At 34.1% G+C, this 15502-nt stretch carries 15 protein-coding genes; 5 read left to right on the forward strand and 10 right to left on the reverse strand.

Translation table 11 applies throughout. The features are described 5' to 3' along the window. Positions 1-188: 188 nt before the first annotated feature. Positions 189-1046, reverse strand: coding sequence for a MurR/RpiR family transcriptional regulator (locus tag ACI3K6_RS19505; protein WP_435556135.1), 858 nt, complete (start codon positions 1044-1046; stop codon positions 189-191). Between the two features lie 283 nt (positions 1047-1329). Here ACI3K6_RS19505 and ACI3K6_RS19510 point away from each other — a divergent pair, with 283 nt between their 5' ends. After that, entirely contained in the window at positions 1330-2346 is a 1017-nt protein-coding gene (locus ACI3K6_RS19510) for a Gfo/Idh/MocA family oxidoreductase (protein WP_435556136.1), read from the forward strand. Between the two features lie 38 nt (positions 2347-2384). Next, entirely contained in the window at positions 2385-3362 is a 978-nt protein-coding gene (locus ACI3K6_RS19515; protein WP_435556137.1) for a Gfo/Idh/MocA family protein, read from the forward strand. 282 nt (positions 3363-3644) lie between these two features. Here ACI3K6_RS19515 and ACI3K6_RS19520 read toward each other — a convergent pair whose 3' ends face one another. The 4 genes from ACI3K6_RS19520 to ACI3K6_RS19535 form a co-directional block, all read right to left on the reverse strand. Then, a complete protein-coding gene (locus ACI3K6_RS19520) occupies positions 3645-4178 on the reverse strand; it encodes a cell division site-positioning protein MapZ family protein (protein WP_435556138.1) in 534 nt (177 codons plus the stop codon). A 257-nt stretch (positions 4179-4435) separates the two neighbouring features. Then, positions 4436-4936 (reverse strand): PTS sugar transporter subunit IIA, encoded by a 501-nt coding sequence (locus ACI3K6_RS19525; protein ID WP_435556139.1) that lies wholly within the window; start codon positions 4934-4936, stop codon positions 4436-4438. A 286-nt stretch (positions 4937-5222) separates the two neighbouring features. Continuing rightward, entirely contained in the window at positions 5223-5399 is a 177-nt protein-coding gene (locus ACI3K6_RS19530) for a hypothetical protein (RefSeq protein WP_435556140.1), read from the reverse strand. A 54-nt stretch (positions 5400-5453) separates the two neighbouring features. Then, complete coding sequence (locus tag ACI3K6_RS19535) at positions 5454-5897, reverse strand: carboxymuconolactone decarboxylase family protein (RefSeq protein ID WP_435556141.1); 444 nt, start codon at positions 5895-5897, stop codon at positions 5454-5456. Positions 5898-6099: 202 nt separating this feature from the next. Between ACI3K6_RS19535 and ACI3K6_RS19540 the strand changes: the two genes are divergently transcribed. Then, the gene (locus ACI3K6_RS19540) at positions 6100-6591 is read left to right on the forward strand and encodes an RrF2 family transcriptional regulator (protein ID WP_435556142.1); all 492 of its coding nucleotides are present in this window, start codon (positions 6100-6102) and stop codon (positions 6589-6591) included. A 180-nt stretch (positions 6592-6771) separates the two neighbouring features. Here the strand turns inward: ACI3K6_RS19540 and ACI3K6_RS19545 are convergent, their stop codons facing one another. The 4 genes from ACI3K6_RS19545 to ACI3K6_RS19560 form a co-directional block, all read right to left on the reverse strand. After that, entirely contained in the window at positions 6772-7950 is a 1179-nt protein-coding gene (locus ACI3K6_RS19545) for an MFS transporter (protein ID WP_435556143.1), read from the reverse strand. Positions 7951-8045: 95 nt separating this feature from the next. Continuing rightward, positions 8046-8624, reverse strand: a complete 579-nt coding sequence (locus ACI3K6_RS19550) for a TetR/AcrR family transcriptional regulator (RefSeq protein WP_435556144.1) — start codon at positions 8622-8624, stop codon at positions 8046-8048. Positions 8625-8902: 278 nt separating this feature from the next. Continuing rightward, the gene (locus ACI3K6_RS19555) at positions 8903-10114 is read right to left on the reverse strand and encodes an MFS transporter (protein WP_435556145.1); all 1212 of its coding nucleotides are present in this window, start codon (positions 10112-10114) and stop codon (positions 8903-8905) included. A gap of 425 nt (positions 10115-10539) precedes the next feature. After that, positions 10540-11448, reverse strand: coding sequence for an AraC family transcriptional regulator (locus ACI3K6_RS19560; protein WP_435556146.1), 909 nt, complete (start codon positions 11446-11448; stop codon positions 10540-10542). A 182-nt stretch (positions 11449-11630) separates the two neighbouring features. On the opposite strand from ACI3K6_RS19560, the gene ACI3K6_RS19565 reads away from it, so the two are divergent. Both ACI3K6_RS19565 and ACI3K6_RS19570 read left to right on the forward strand, forming a co-directional pair. Beyond that, on the forward strand, positions 11631-12371 hold the full coding sequence (locus tag ACI3K6_RS19565; protein WP_435556147.1) for an SDR family oxidoreductase: 741 nt from the start codon (positions 11631-11633) through the stop codon (positions 12369-12371). Between the two features lie 251 nt (positions 12372-12622). Further along, complete coding sequence (locus tag ACI3K6_RS19570; RefSeq protein ID WP_435556148.1) at positions 12623-13765, forward strand: SLC13 family permease; 1143 nt, start codon at positions 12623-12625, stop codon at positions 13763-13765. Between the two features lie 260 nt (positions 13766-14025). On the opposite strand, the gene gtfA is transcribed toward ACI3K6_RS19570, so the two are convergent. Next, entirely contained in the window at positions 14026-15495 is a 1470-nt protein-coding gene (gene gtfA, locus ACI3K6_RS19575; RefSeq protein ID WP_435556149.1) for a sucrose phosphorylase, read from the reverse strand. Positions 15496-15502: the final 7 nt, after the last annotated feature.

A 15502-nucleotide genomic window follows, 5' to 3' on the forward strand; every position in this document is an offset into this window, starting at 1 on the left:
TGCATGATTCCATTAATTGACCCCTTTATGCAAAAAGCACAAATCCCTATTCTGGAAATGCGCCCTATTATTGAATAAAATAAGAAAATTAAAATAGTAAAGGAGAAATTTCTTATTGATTGTTACTCCGGAAAATGCTCTTTTCTGGAATAACTAAGTGAAAAATCAACATGACTCATTAAGTATGATTAATGCAGCTCCCATTTTCTAATAGCCTCTTCCTTTTTCTTTAGATCAAGGAGGTTTTTGGTGTATTCCTTCGCATAAATAATGGAAAATAGTGTATCTAAGATATATTCAAAGGAAATTTGTGAAGAAAAGGTTCCCACTTTAAAAAAGTCATATTCATCATAAGGCACTTCTATTATCAACTCACACAATTTAGAAATGGAGGATTCTGAATTTCCCGTTAAGATGATGGTTGGAATTTTCATTGAAGCTAAATATTTTAGTATGTTCAAGTAGAAATACGAGCTACCAGCATAACTAATAAAAATGGCACAGTCCGTTTTGCCCAAGCTTAATGCATTCCATGTTGCTTCCCCATACTCATCAGCGATGATTAAGTGTTTGTTAATTTTTATAAACTTGTTTTGAAAACTGCGGGCACGAATCTGAGAGTCTCCATTTCCAAAAAGATAAATTTTGTTAGCATTTCTCATCATTTCTACAGCTTTGTTTAATTGATTCTGATCTAGTTTCACTAGTGTCTTTCTGATGGTTTCAATCGTCAAGTCAGCCATTTTTTTGGCAATGTTTATTGAACTGTCAGTTGGTAGAAAAGGAAAATTAGGATCAACATGTGCAACTGCATGTTTATTACTTTGGATTTCATGAATTAATGCTACTTTAAAATTTCTATAACCTGAGTATCCTAACTTCTGACTAAGTCTAATAATGGCAGAGTGGGAGGTAAATGTGTTTTCGGCAAGCTCCTGAATAAACATATTCGGAACATCCTCTTGGTTTATTAAAATATAATCAGCAATCCTTATTTCGGTGTCAGTAAAGCCCTGCTTTTCTTCAAGTTTCTTTAATAAATTCATATTTTCCTCCATATTTTTTGACGATAAGCCATTATTTTATATATCAAATAAGATCCGACACGGACTTAAAAAAATAATAACTAAATGTAATATAAATCATAATTTTGACAGAAGTTCTCGTCAACATCTACTAAAATGAGCACCTTCTTAAACATTATGTTCAGTCTAGTATCACCTATTCTAAGTATTGTTGAAAATGAGGTCCTATCTGATATAAAAGTATTCCCAAACCTTATCACCTTAAATATAATCAAGCTACAAAAGAGAATTGGAGGAATTTTTCATGTTAACTATTGCCTATATCGGAAACGGAAAAAGTACCAACCGTTATCACTTACCTTTTTCATTAAAAAATGAAAAGATTCGTGTAAAAACCATTTACTCACAGGAAAATAACAGTGTTTGGATGAAAGTATCAGGTGTAAATTATGTTAATGATATAAATACAATCTGGAATGATGAGGAGATTCAATTGGTCGTCATTTGTACCCCATTAGAATACCATTATGAATATGCTAAATTGGCTCTAGAAAATGGCAAAAATGTATTAGTCGAAAAGCCATTTACACAGACTTCTGACCAAGCAAAAGAGTTATTTGCCCTTGCAAAAGAAAAAAATCTATTTATTCAATGTTATCAAAATCGCCGATTTGATTCAGATTTCTTAACAGTTCAAAAGGTTATGAAAAGTGGAGTTTTAGGAGATATTTTTGAAGTTGAAATGCACTTTGATTATTTCAGACCTGAAGTACCTATGTCTGCAAAAGGATTTTCTAAAGAATTCAGCTTTTTGTATGGACACGGAAGCCATACGATAGATCAAGTGTTGTCTCTCTTCGGTAATCCAAATCGTATTACTTATGATGTTAGACAGCTACTTGGAAAAGGACATATGAATGACTATTTTGATTTGGACTTCCTTTATGACTCTAAAAAGGTTTCTATTAAGTCCAGCTATTTTCGTTTGAAAGAACGTCCTAGCTTTGTCTTATATGGTAAAAAAGGTGTTTTTGTAAAGCAGTCAAAAGATCGGCAGGAAGAACACTTGAAACTATTTTATATGCCATCTAATAAGGATTTCGGTATAGATTTATCAGAGCACTACGGCGTTCTAACTTATATAGATGATGATGGAAAATACCATGAAGAAAAAGTCACTTCAGAAGTGGGTGACTACGGGCGTATTTATGATGGCATTGTTGAATCAATTATCTATGGAAAAGAAAAAATAGTTAAAGATGAAGAAACCATTCGACAAATAGAAATTCTTGAAGAAGGTATTAACAAAATCGAAGATTAGGAGAAGATATTTGCATAACAATAATGAGGTGAATGACAATGAAACTTGCAATAATAGGTTCTGGAAAAATTGTTGCTGATTTTTTAACTATAGCCGGCGATTTACCCGATACTGAATTAGTAGCCATCTTTGGTACGGAAAGAAGTATACCAAAAATGGAAGTAATGAAAAACGAATATGGAATTGGAAAAATATATACCGATTATGAAGATTGTTTACAGGATTCAGATATTGATACCGTATATATCGCATTACCCAATCATCTTCATTATTCTTTTTCAAAAAATGCTTTATTAAGAGGAAAAAATGTCATTTGTGAAAAACCGTTTACACTAAAGTTTAGTGAGTTTACGGAGCTAAGAAATATTGCAAATGAAAATCATTTGATATTAATTGAAGCGATTACGACCCAATATTTATCCAATTACTTATCAATTAAAGAATCCATTCATGCTCTTGGAGATTTAAAAATAATCGAGTGTAATTATTCTCAATATTCTTCTCGATATGATGCTTTTAAAAAGGGAGAAATCATGCCGGCTTTTAACCCTAAAGCAGGTGGAGGAGCATTAATGGACATCAATATTTACAATATCCACTTTGTGGTTGGAGTTTTAGGAAAGCCTGATTCGGTAACGTATCTTGCAAACGTTGAAAGGGATATTGATACATCTGGCATTCTTTTATTAAACTATCCAACCTGTAAAGTAGTTTGTATTGGTGCAAAGGACTCGACAGCACCGATACGTACTTTAATTCAAGGCGATAAGGGATCCATTGTATTAAACGGGCCTACCAACGTATGTGATTCTTTTGAGTTGAATATTAAAGGGGTGGATAGCCGAATCATCGATAATAAAGTCCACCCTCATAGAATGTATGAAGAATTTTGTGAGTTTGCAAGAATGATCAATGAAAGTGATTACACCAAAGCCAATAATATGTTAGAACAGAGCCAAATTGTGATGGAAGTTGTCGAGGAAGCATTAATGGATTCAGGAATTAAGTTAGGTTAATTTTTCAAATTCTAACTTGCTATTGTTGCTTAAAAAATTAAGTTTGATTAAAAAACCTTACAAACTGGAATTTTTAGGATAAATATTAGAAACCATTTTGAAAAAAATTGATCAAAATGGTTTCTTTCCCAAAAGATCTAAGTTTAGTTACTATAAAAAAGTTTGATCTTACCCACATGGGCAACTTAATGTTATCCTTTTTCTGTTAAAGTGTCTTTTTGTTTTAAAATTTCCACCCTGCATACAACAAGATAGCACCCGAAATTTCAGCAACTAGTAATACTAACCGTGATACCAACCTGTTTTGCAGTTAATAGTGATAAGCTCGATCCATTTACCTTTTCCATTTTGCTGTACATACATAGTGTAAAAGCCTGGAGAACCTTTTTTACTAGAGTCAGCTAATTTGACTAATTTAATTTTATCTTGTTTTGTAACATATTGGTTATTATAAACACTTTTTATCACTTCTGACTTTACTCCTGGTGCCCAATTAAATGGATCAGCAAATCTAAGGTCGTCTGTTTTGACATATGCATATTTGTTGTTGTATTTGATTTTTGAAAAACCATATTGCTGATAAGAATACCAGTTGTCCTGATCCTTCCCAACAGCTACACCGCCATATACTTCCACCAAATGCCCTGCTTTAATTTCCCCTAATGTTTTATATGATGAACCTGGGGATGACTTTACAACAAGGGTTTTAGCTGCATAGGCTTTGTCATAGCCGGCTGCATCTGCTTCAGTTAAGTTGAATGAAAAAGATAGGGCTAGTAAACAAGTAGCAACTAGAAACGCAAACAATTTTTTCATTTTTGATACTCCTTTTAAAATAGTAATATGTACATTTGTAATATGAAAAATTTTCCTATTAATTTTAACATAGGTACTTATTTATATGAAATTTTTAAAGCTTCATATAAAAATACTGTTTTCTATCAAATGAATAAGATCTTATCCTCAGTTTTTTCAGGGTAGAGCCTTTAAAATAAAAAAGCAATGCGATTTCTCAAGAGAAATGCACTGCTATAAAGAGATCATTCTTAAATTAAGGACTGGAAAATTCTTTTCTATATCTTTAGTTTACAAGTAAATAACGGTTCTCCTTTAGAGACTTCTTCTGCTGAATTTTGTACGATACTCTCAATTTTCTCACTTGAATTTGTGATGATGATTGGAGTTACCGTATCCTTATTGTGATTTTTTATAAACTCAATATCGAATTCTAACAAAGGATCGCCTACCTTTACCTTTTGCCCTTGTTTCACTAGGACATTAAACCCTTCTCCCTGTAGTTCAACGGTTTCCAGCCCAACATGAATTAATAGCTCCAGACCATTTACGGAATAAATTCCAATTGCATGCTTCGTATTAAAGACCTGAATAATTTCTCCATCCACTGGCGAAACAAGTATACCTTTACTCGGGTACACCGCCAACCCTTCCCCCATTAGTTTTTGGGAAAATACAGGGTCTGGTACTTTTTCTAACGGAATCACCTTTCCATCAAGAGGTGAGTAGATTAATTCTTTGTCGCTTTTTACCTTTTTCTTGAACAATTTTTCTAGCATACATGTGCTCCTTTAACTTTAATAATTTCAACTTGTTTGGAAAAGGAGGTGCTCTTGTCTAAAATAATTTCCCCACCCTTTTCAACCATTTCCTTGACTATTCACATATAAATATAGTGCTCTTATTTTTATACCATAATCATGAACATGGTGTCGATGCCCTAAGTATGATTGACTTGCGAAGGAAATGAACATGTTTCCGAATTTTTGTTTGCTTAAAAGTTGAAAGTATCGAAAACATGAAAAAAGATGCCACCAGCGTAGCATCTTTTTTCGTGTTTCACTCTTAATTAATATACCCTTTATCCTTTAAGAACTCATAGGCAACACTTTGATATTCTTCTTTAATTTGATACTCAAGTGTATCATCAACGATTTTAGCACACCGTCCACCATATGGTTTAAGTGCTTCCTTTATTTCCTTTAATTCTACATTACTCTTAAGTGGATAATATACCTTCATTGTACTCACCTTATTTCACTATTAATTTGCTGCTCTACACTGTAGAGAGTAATGTTATTCAGTAGTTGCTACATTCCCCATTGAAATAGAAATTCTATTCCAATTGTTAATTTGATTGATAATTAAAATCAAGTCAACATATTGTTTCTCATCAAAATGTTTACGTACCCGTTGATAAAGCTCTTCTGGTACCCGTTTTGTTGGGATTAAAGTGACATGCTCTGTCAATTCTAGAGCAACTTTTTCTGCGTCTGTGTAAAACGTGCACTCTTCCCAAGCACTAACACAATATATTCTTTGCTCTGTTTCACCCATTTTCCGAGCATCTGCTGTGTGCATATTCAAACAATAGGCACAACCGTTAATTTGAGAAGCCCGAATTTTAATAAGTTCACGAAGTTTACGATCAATACCAGTTGTTTTCGTATACTTCTCCATTTCCATCATAATGTTAATTCCCTCTGGTGATTGCTTATAATAATCCATTCTTGGTTCCATTTTAAATTCCTCCTTGAGATGATCATCATTTCATTAATTAACGACAATATTAATCGTCGATTAACAATATCTATAATATACCGTTCTGTTTATAATGTCAAATCACTTTCATAGGTAATTGGTGCCAAAATGAAAATTTGACAAAGTATTAAAACATTTCTAAGATTAATTTACATAATCTCATTTCAAAGTAGGTGTCTTAATGCAGTATAGTATTGGAGTTGAGTATGCACTTCACTGCCTCGTTTATTTAATTGATACCCCAGAGGATTCTCCAATTGGAATAAAAGAACTTTCCGATTTTCAAGGAATTTCAGAAACCTATCTATCAAAGATTTTTAGCAAATTATCAAAGTCTGGTATAGTAAGTTCAGTTCCTGGTGTAAAGGGTGGGTATAAACTTGCTAAATCTCCAGAGGAAGTTTCCTTTTGGGACGTTATCGAAGCAGTGGAAGGCCCTAAACCGATCTTTCAATGTAAAAATATTAAAGATAATGGGTATTTATATAGAGAGAAAATCTGCACTCCTAGTTCCTCTTGTACGATTAATTTAGTTATGCTCTCCGCGGAAGAAAAAATGCGTGATTTCTTGCGTAACAAAACACTTTCATGGCTTAATGAAGAGCTTGAGAATGTTTTACCTAAGCCAGCTCGGGAAAATACTCGAAAATATTTTTCGAATAACAGCCAATAAAATAAACCTCTCGTGAAATTCCTAAATGAAGGAATTCGGAGAGGTTTATTTTTCCACCAGAAAGCATTTACTGTTTTAAAATTAACGCCTTTTATTCTAACCCCCCCTAAACATCTTTTTAAGGGACGGTTTTGTTTTACTAAGCCTAAATAATGGTGGTAGAAAAATGATATTTTATCGTCAATTCGATGTTCCTGAAGAATAGGAACGATTAAATTTCACAGAATAAATTAACACATAGAGAACCATCAATGAGGCAAAGAAATTCAGCAATATCAACGATACATTTAAATTAAAAAATTGTGTTAGCAGTCCCACACCAACTACCGGGACAATGAAGCCTGAGTATGCACATAAATAAAATGCTGATATGACCCGCGGACGCTCTTCCGGCTTAGGCAATTGGCTTGCAAACCTTAATGATACTTGAAACGTCCATCCAGCCCCAATTCCTTGAATTCCAAATCCGGACCATAGCAAAAATAAATTTGCTGTTTCACCTGAAAAAACAATAATCCACGATCCAATAGTTAGAAAAAGGATGCCCATACGCATCCGAGTAACTGGATTTTTCGGCCAAGGAAAGAACTGCATCAATGCCCCACCACCTAAAAGCAACAAAATTAACAGCCCTGAAATAGAGAGATTATTGGTATGAATAACGTTTTTTGTGAAGGAAGGAATAAGAGAAAACACAATTCCACCTAATGTAAAAACAGTAAAGATCGGAAGCCCTATAATGGACCAAAAATGAGAACGAATATTACTCGGAACGCCTAGCGAGATCTTAGTTTTAACCGGTTTCTGCACTTGGGCATCTTCATTTTTCGGTAACATTTCTAGAATTATCAATGAACACATTAACATGACGAGCAGAAACCAATAAGGCAAACGTAGTGGCTGAAAATGGATGTATTGCAAAATTAAGCCTGAAATGGCGGGGCCCAATCCAAATCCAATGTTCACTGTCGCTCCTGATAGCTTGATTGCGGTAGTAACTTTACCTTGAGAAGTTTGTTTTAATAAGAAAGCACTAGCAGTACCTGTGAAGGCACCATATGCGATCCCCTCCAAAATCCTTGCCACATACAGCATCCAGATGTTGATACTAACTAAAAATAACAATGTCGATGCAATGGACATCCAAATACTCCAGCGAAGAACTCTTTTCAATCCCCAAGTACTTCCCCTGGCTCCTACTACAAATAAAGTCGGCAGCAGGATTACTGCATAAACGGCAAATAATATGGTGATTTCTAGACTGCTAAGCCGATAATATTCACTGTATACAGGAAATAACGAAGAAATAAACGTAGCACCACACGACATAATTAGGACAACCCAAAGCATTCTTTTCATTACATTACCTACTTTCTTGAGTTTTCAAATCTAAGGTGTGTTCCTTTTTAAAAAAGGACCAATCGGTCTTTTTTGAAGCAAAAAAAAAAAGTAAATTAGAAAAGCATAGCTTTTATTTGTCCGATGACCATGTCTAAATATCTCTGATCCTTGTATATTCTGCTGATGGCTAACGCACCTTCCAAAGAAGAAAGAATGAATACTGCCATTTGTTCAGAATCAATCTGTTCGTCAATGTCATGTTGACTCTTTCCTAACTCAATTATAGATTTGATTATATCAATTAAGCCAGCAAAGCCATCCCTTACAGAATCTTCGATTAGAATATTTGAATCATCAGCTTCAATGGCTGCATTCATTAACGGACATCCACCAACGATAATTTCATTATTCAATAACGTCATAAAAGTTGAGGTAAAAGCCTGAAATTGCTCAAGAGCAGTCTCCTTAGATTGAATAGCTTGCAAATAATTTTCTTTCAGTTTCATTAACGAATATGCAAAGGATGCCTTAGCAATATCTTCTTTACTTTCAAAGTGGTAAAATATACCTCCCTTTTGCAATCCCGTGGCCTTCATTATTTCAGCGATAGAAGTTGATTTGTAGCCATTTGTATTGAATAATGACGAAGATTGTTCAATAATATATTTTTTCGTTCGTTCCCCTTTACTCATTTATCATTCACTCCTTTGTGTTAAAAAAAGACCGTTTGTTCTTTTTTATTTAAAACTATTGCATCTCTTATGTCAAGTGGTGATTTTATCATTTGCGGAGTAATTCTGTTAATCTTCATTTAACCGGGACTTAAAATGATCTGGTGATCTTAGACTATCCGCACCGTTCTAATAACAAATTCTATAAATTAAACCTCTCTTGTAAATCCTTTATCAAGGAGACTTGAGAGGTTTTTGCCTTGTTATTGTCATAAATACTTTGGTCACATGTCTTGGCCCTATTCTACTTCGCTTTTCCTTCTCCCTATATGAACTGATCCTTTTACAGAACTATTACCATGCAACAAATAGTAAATAACGATCCCGGCAAGCACGAAGAAAGTGCTATAAAAGTATAATGTACTATACCCTACTTTTACTGTTGCTAGACCAAATAAAAAGGAACCAATTCCAAACCCAAAATCAAAAGTCGATAAGTACGTAGCAGTAGCCAAGGCCCTCTTTTCAGCCGGGGCAATTTCAATGGCGATGGTTTGGAGACTTGGAAAGATAGTTCCCCACCCTAAACCGACAAGCGCACCAGAAAGAAGAAACAACGGTAACGTTGGGGATAAACTAAGTAAATAAGTCCCAATGGCAAAAAGCAAAATGGATGGATAAATAATTTTATTTGCTCCATATTGATCATACCATTTTCCAGTAAAAGGCCTTGAAATTAAAAGGACAGATGCATAGACTACAAAAAAATAACTTGCTGCCTGAACTTGTCCGATTTCTTTTGCATAAACGGATACAAAGGATATGATCCCGGAATAAGCAAGAGCAAAAAATCCGGAAATTAATGAAATAGGAATAGCAGACATCTCAAGCAAAGACTTTATTCCTTTATTCGTGTTTAAATTTCTAACCTCTTTGGGCATAATTTTTTTAGGGATCCGAACAAAAATGACAAAAATCAATGCAAATAATGCCAGTAAAGCATTAATGGAAAACAATAGATTTGTACTGCCAAGGTGCATAATGGTTAATCCTAAAAAAGGTCCAACTACCATACCGAGATTTAGTGTTAAAACATAATACCCCATACCTTCCCCTTTACGAGATTCAGGAATAAGATCGGCTACAATGGCTCCTGTAGCTGTCGTTGCCATTCCAAATCCAATTCCATGTAGACTGCGAATAATAAGTAAGATCCATAAAGAATGTGCGATAAAATAAAGAAATGAGGAAACAAATACGATTAAAAAGGCTGTCAAAAAAACAGGAAACTTTCCAATCTTTTCAATCCATTTGCCAGCAAACGGGCGGGTAATTATAGCTGCAATTAAAAAAAATGTAACAATAAGCCCAACTTCAGACTCGTTACTCTTTAATTCTTGCATCGCATAGATCGGTAAAGTCACTAATAGATAGTAAAATGTTGTAAAAGTTAAGAAATTAGCGATTGAACTACTAATGAAATTTTTTGTCCATAATTTTGGCTTTCCCACTTAGGACTCCTCCTTTTTTTACTTCCCTCAATATCAAAGTTTCCATTAACTTCGTTGGTACAATGATTGCTTTTCTTAGCATATCCCAATAACTCATTACACCTCCATTTAGTCTGTCATTTTATCGAGATTCATGTTATTTGAAAAAGAGTTAACCTATTTTATTCATAAAAAGTGATCAACACCACCTTGTATTGTAGATATTATTAATCGACGATTATATGAGTCTATAATAGTGGTTGATTTTTCTTTTGTCAAAGTAATCTCTTAAAAAAATAAGCCATTAATGGATGGATCCTCAAAATCAAACTGTTTACACTTTATTAACATCATATTGAAAAACCCTTCTCATTATTGAGAAGGGTTTAATGTTTATTATGCAACTAGTTCTTTCATTTGGAAAAATTCCGTCTTAAATTTTGGGACTACTCTTTACTAGTTAGTGCTTTTATTTTATTTCTATCACTGATTGGTGGAGAACCAAATAATCGTGCATACTCTCTGTTAAACTGCGAAGGGCTTTCATATCCAACTTGAAAAGCGATTTCGGCTGCATGAACATGATCAGACAATAGGAATTGGCGCGCCATTTGTAACCTAATCATTTTTTGATATTGCAAAGGGCTCATTCCTGTTACTTTTTTAAAATAGACATGAAGTGAAGAGGTACTCATATTAATGGATTGGGCTAGCTCATCAACTCGTAACGTTTTTGCAAAATCCCTGTTTATCAGCTTTATTACTTTTTCTATGGAACTGGCCTTATTCCCCAAGATTGCAAATTGTTTCACTTGTTCGCCATGTTCATTTCTTAAGATTCGAAACAAAATTTCTCTAATAACTAGCGGTGCTAAAACGTTCATTTCAGAAGGATCATCCAATAGTTTGATTAATCTTATTACCGCGTCTAGTAAAGGGCTAGTAGCTTTACCTACCACCAGTGCTTTCGGAGAGAGGTCCTTTTCTTGTTTTACAATTGGCATATCTTTTAGGATATCTAAAATTTGCTCTGTACTGAAGCTCAGTTGCAGGCATAAAAAGGGGTTATCCCTGGTTGCTTCCGTTATTTTTCCCGTGATCGGCAGGTGTACTGAGGCCACTAAATATCGGTTGGGGTCATATTGATACATCTCGTTTGCCAGCATCACTAATTTTGAACCTTGTGCAATAAAGCAAACAGATGGTTCATATATGGAGTGTAGTGGTTCTGAAATGGTTGAAAACCGTATAAGCTTCATTGATTTAAGTGATGTTTGGTGGAACCCATCTTTGTCGGTGTAACGGCTTATTAATGAGGCTAATTCTAATTTCTGTTCCTCCAACTTGGCAGACATTTGATCATCCCTTTCTTCACCTATAACATAATTAACACTTTCTGGAGAATTAGGCAATGATTAAATAGGATTCATCTATCTAGATTAGAAATGTTTGATATAGGATATACATAATTCCATTGAATCCGTTGTAATCTAAACGGAATTGAATCGGAACAAGGCATTTGAAAAGGAGAATATAAATGGAACATTTATCAGGAAAAGTTGCGATTGTAACAGGGGGATCACGTGGAATCGGGAGAGAAATAGCTGAAAAATTAGCTTTACATGGCGCATGGGTTGTTGTCAATTATTCAAGTAGTGCTGAAAAGGCTCAGGAGGTGGTAAAAAGGATTCAAACAAACGGAGGAAAGGCAGTTGCCATCAAAGCAGATGTAAGTAACGTAAGGGAGATTGAACATTTATTTTCAGAAACTCTATCTACATTTGGGAAAGTAGATATTCTTATCAATAATGCTGGAATTATGGTGAATAAGCCTTTAGAAAAAGTAACGGAGGCAGATTTTAATCAACAATTTTCGATTAATGTGAAGGGTACTTATTTTGCATGCCAACAAGCCTATCAACATATGGGCAAAAACGGAAGAATCATCAACTTTTCAACCTCTGTTACAGGATTAATGTTCCCGACCTATAGTGTATATGCTGCTACAAAAGGTGCTGTCGAACAGATTTCAAGACAGTTAGCAAATGAGTTTGGCCATAAAAATATTACGATTAACACGATTGCTCCCGGTCCTGTTAATACAGAGTTATTCACGGTTGGTAAAACCGAACAGCAAATTCAAGGGTTGAAAAATATGAATGCATTTGGGAGACTCGGTGAGACACAAGATATTTCCGAAGTAGTATGTTTTCTGGTAAGTGAACATGCAGCATGGATAACCGGTCAAACTATCCGTGTAAATGGTGGTCTTATATAAGGAGCTAAAACAAACCTCTCATGGAATTCCTTTAATGAAGGAATTTAGAGAGGTTTAATCTTTATTCCAAACTCATCCACTTCATTAAAATAACACCAGACCAAAACCAATGTTCACCGTTGCTCCCACTACACTTTTTTTCCTGTTATTTCATGGAAAAGATGGTAATTTAAAAGTACATTGTAGTTTCAAATGCAAGAAACGGAGGTATGTAGTAGAATAGTTAATACTGGAGGGGGATTGATGAAAGAATGTACTTATGTGAAAAAAGAAAAAAGTTGAACTTGAAATTTGGAATTTTAAAAAAAGATCTTGTATTTTCCATATCACTTCTGTTAGCAATTTTAAGCTGTTTATTCCATGCACCAAAATTAGAATATATTAATATTAAAGTTATAGTCAGCTTATTTAATCTTATGCTCGTAGTTAAGGCTCTGGAAGATCTTAAACTATTGGATAAGTTCGCCATTACTATACTTAGTAAATGTCATAATAGCAAAAGTGTTTCAGCAATCCTAATTTTATTATGCTTTTTTAGTTCAATGCTTGTTACAAATGATGTGGCATTAATAACGTTTGTACCATTAACACTTATCATTAGTAAGATTATAGAAACTTCTATGTTAGACACTATTATCCTAGAGACAATTGCGGCTAACATCGGAAGCAGCCTAACTCCAATGGGAAATCCTCAAAATCTTTTCATATTTACTTACTACGGAATTAAGCCAATACAATTTTTTACAGCCATCCTTCTATTAGTGGTTCTTGGAATTATTCTATTATTCTTTCTTAATCAAAGATTGAATAGTAAAACATTGGAAATGGAACTTCCGTATATTCCTATAAAAAGTAAAAAAAAGGCAACAGTATGGGGTATACTATTTGGCATCATATCAGCATCCATTTTAGGGGTATTAAGCTACAAACTTGCGTTCATCCTCGCATTGGGAACCGCATGTATACTGGATATTAAATTATTAAAGAAAATTGATTATTTATTGCTGATTACATTTATATGTTTTTTTATATTTATAGGAAACATATCTGAATTAAAGGTCGTTCACACATTTGCAAGCGAAAACCTAAAAAGTCCCATATCTATTTTTTTCAGTTCCATTATTTTAAGCCAACTGATAAGCAATGTACCTGCTGCAATCTTTTTATCCAAATTCTCTGTAAATTGGCAACCTTTATTAGTAGGAGTGAATTTAGGTGGGCTTGGTACAATTGTTGCTTCCCTCGCAAGTGTCATTTCATTTAAACTTTTTATTAAGAGAGATCCACAAAAAAGTAAACTATACCTTATCAGGTTTAGTTTTTATAACTTTTCTATTTTAGCCCTTTTAACTCTTGTTTATTATTTTTCGATGAAGTATCAAAATTTCTTTTAATACAAAGTAATAATTTTAAACAACTTTAGGTCAAGCAAAATAAAAAACCCAATTTCTCAAATTTTTATACTTAGAAATTGAGTTTTTTATTTTGGATTTTTTTCCAGAGTTTATACACATAGGGGAACTACCCCATACCTATCTAGATAAGGCATTTCATTTCTAGTTTAAAGAAATGAACCTCCCCCAAAATTGCTACTATTGGGTATAAAATGAGGATGTTAATCGGAGGTAAATATTTATATAGAATTCCTAAATGACTATATAAAATATTGTGATGCCTGTCCGTTTTCATCAATATAATCAATTACTGATTTATTCTTATTAAGATCAATCAATAATGTACAATTCTTCTCATTTCTTTTCCAGGAAAGTCGAATTTCGTCCTTAGCCGATTCCAATACGGTAAACTCACCATTAAAAGCATCGTATTCATTTCTAAATCTAATAAGCTTTAACAATCTTTGAACTACTTCTTTTTCAAGAGACTTTTCAATTTCCTCAAGGGTGAAGTTATGGCGGTTAATTTCACGTCCTTCACCAGTTTTTCGTACATTTTCGAGATCATTTTCTCCTGCTAGCAAACCTACATAATAGACTTGAGGTACTCCAGGAGCAAAGAATTGAATGGCTCTCGCAGCCAAGTAGGCATCATCGTCACAATTAAGTACTGAATAATAGGAACATCTAATTTGATGAACATCAAACCCATCGGGCGCTTTGTGCTCCTCTGATAAAATGAGACTAAGGTTTGATCCCCGTTCCAAACATACATCAACCACTTTTCTTGCCTCTTTCGTGTCTATCAGATCATCTAAATCTGGCTTGATTGGAATTCCGTCATGGCAATCAAGCATTGTAAACTGCTTGTGCGGGCGTGTCTTCAGGTATTGTAGAAGATCTTTGCTGGATTTATTAAACAATGCATCCAAGATTCTATATGGCAAAATAAAATCATAAATCCAACATCCATGCTTAGCCAATTTGTATTGGATGCTGTAATGAGAATGAACTTCAGGCAGCAATTCAATGTCTAAAGAATTAGCTAATTCTAAAATCCAATCCAAAAATTCATAGATTTCCGGCTCGACAAAAAAGCAATTTGTTCCCAGTTTTTTTATGACGTATCCAACGGCATCCAGTCTGATAATCTTCACATTTTGCTTTTTGAAATTCATAAAGGACTCCGTAAAAAGTTTCCTTACTTTCTCCGATTTCACATCTAAATCAATTTGTTCGGACGGATCCGTCTTACCAAACGTTGTCCAAACCTTCTCTTCTTCACCAGTTTCTTCAATTGTATATGATGAATATGGCAGTGCCCGGCGCAAAAACATTTTTTCTATGTCTTCTTTTTTCGGCTTTCCATCTTCCCAGATCTTATCAAGGGTAATAAAAAGATCTGCATATTTTGATTTTCTCCCTTTTTTAAGGAAATCCTGAAAATACTCAGACTGCCTTGAAATATGGTTTACCATCACATCAATTAAAATATCATAATTTTCACCGATGGCTCTTATGTCTTCCCACGTTCCAAAATTAGGTTCAATCTCCAAATAGGTCTTTGGAGCAAACCCCCTGTCTCCTGATGATGGGAAGGGTGGAAGAATATGAACCCCCCCTTTAAAAATATCTGAAAAATGTGTTAAAAGGACATTGTTCAGCGCCTTTAAATTTCCCCCAAGTGAATCTGGATAAGTAATCAACTGAACTTGGTTTCTAACTGACATACTTCAT

The organism is Neobacillus solisequens (assembly GCF_051233465.1).
Taxonomy (GTDB): Bacteria; Bacillota; Bacilli; order Bacillales; family Cytobacillaceae; genus Neobacillus.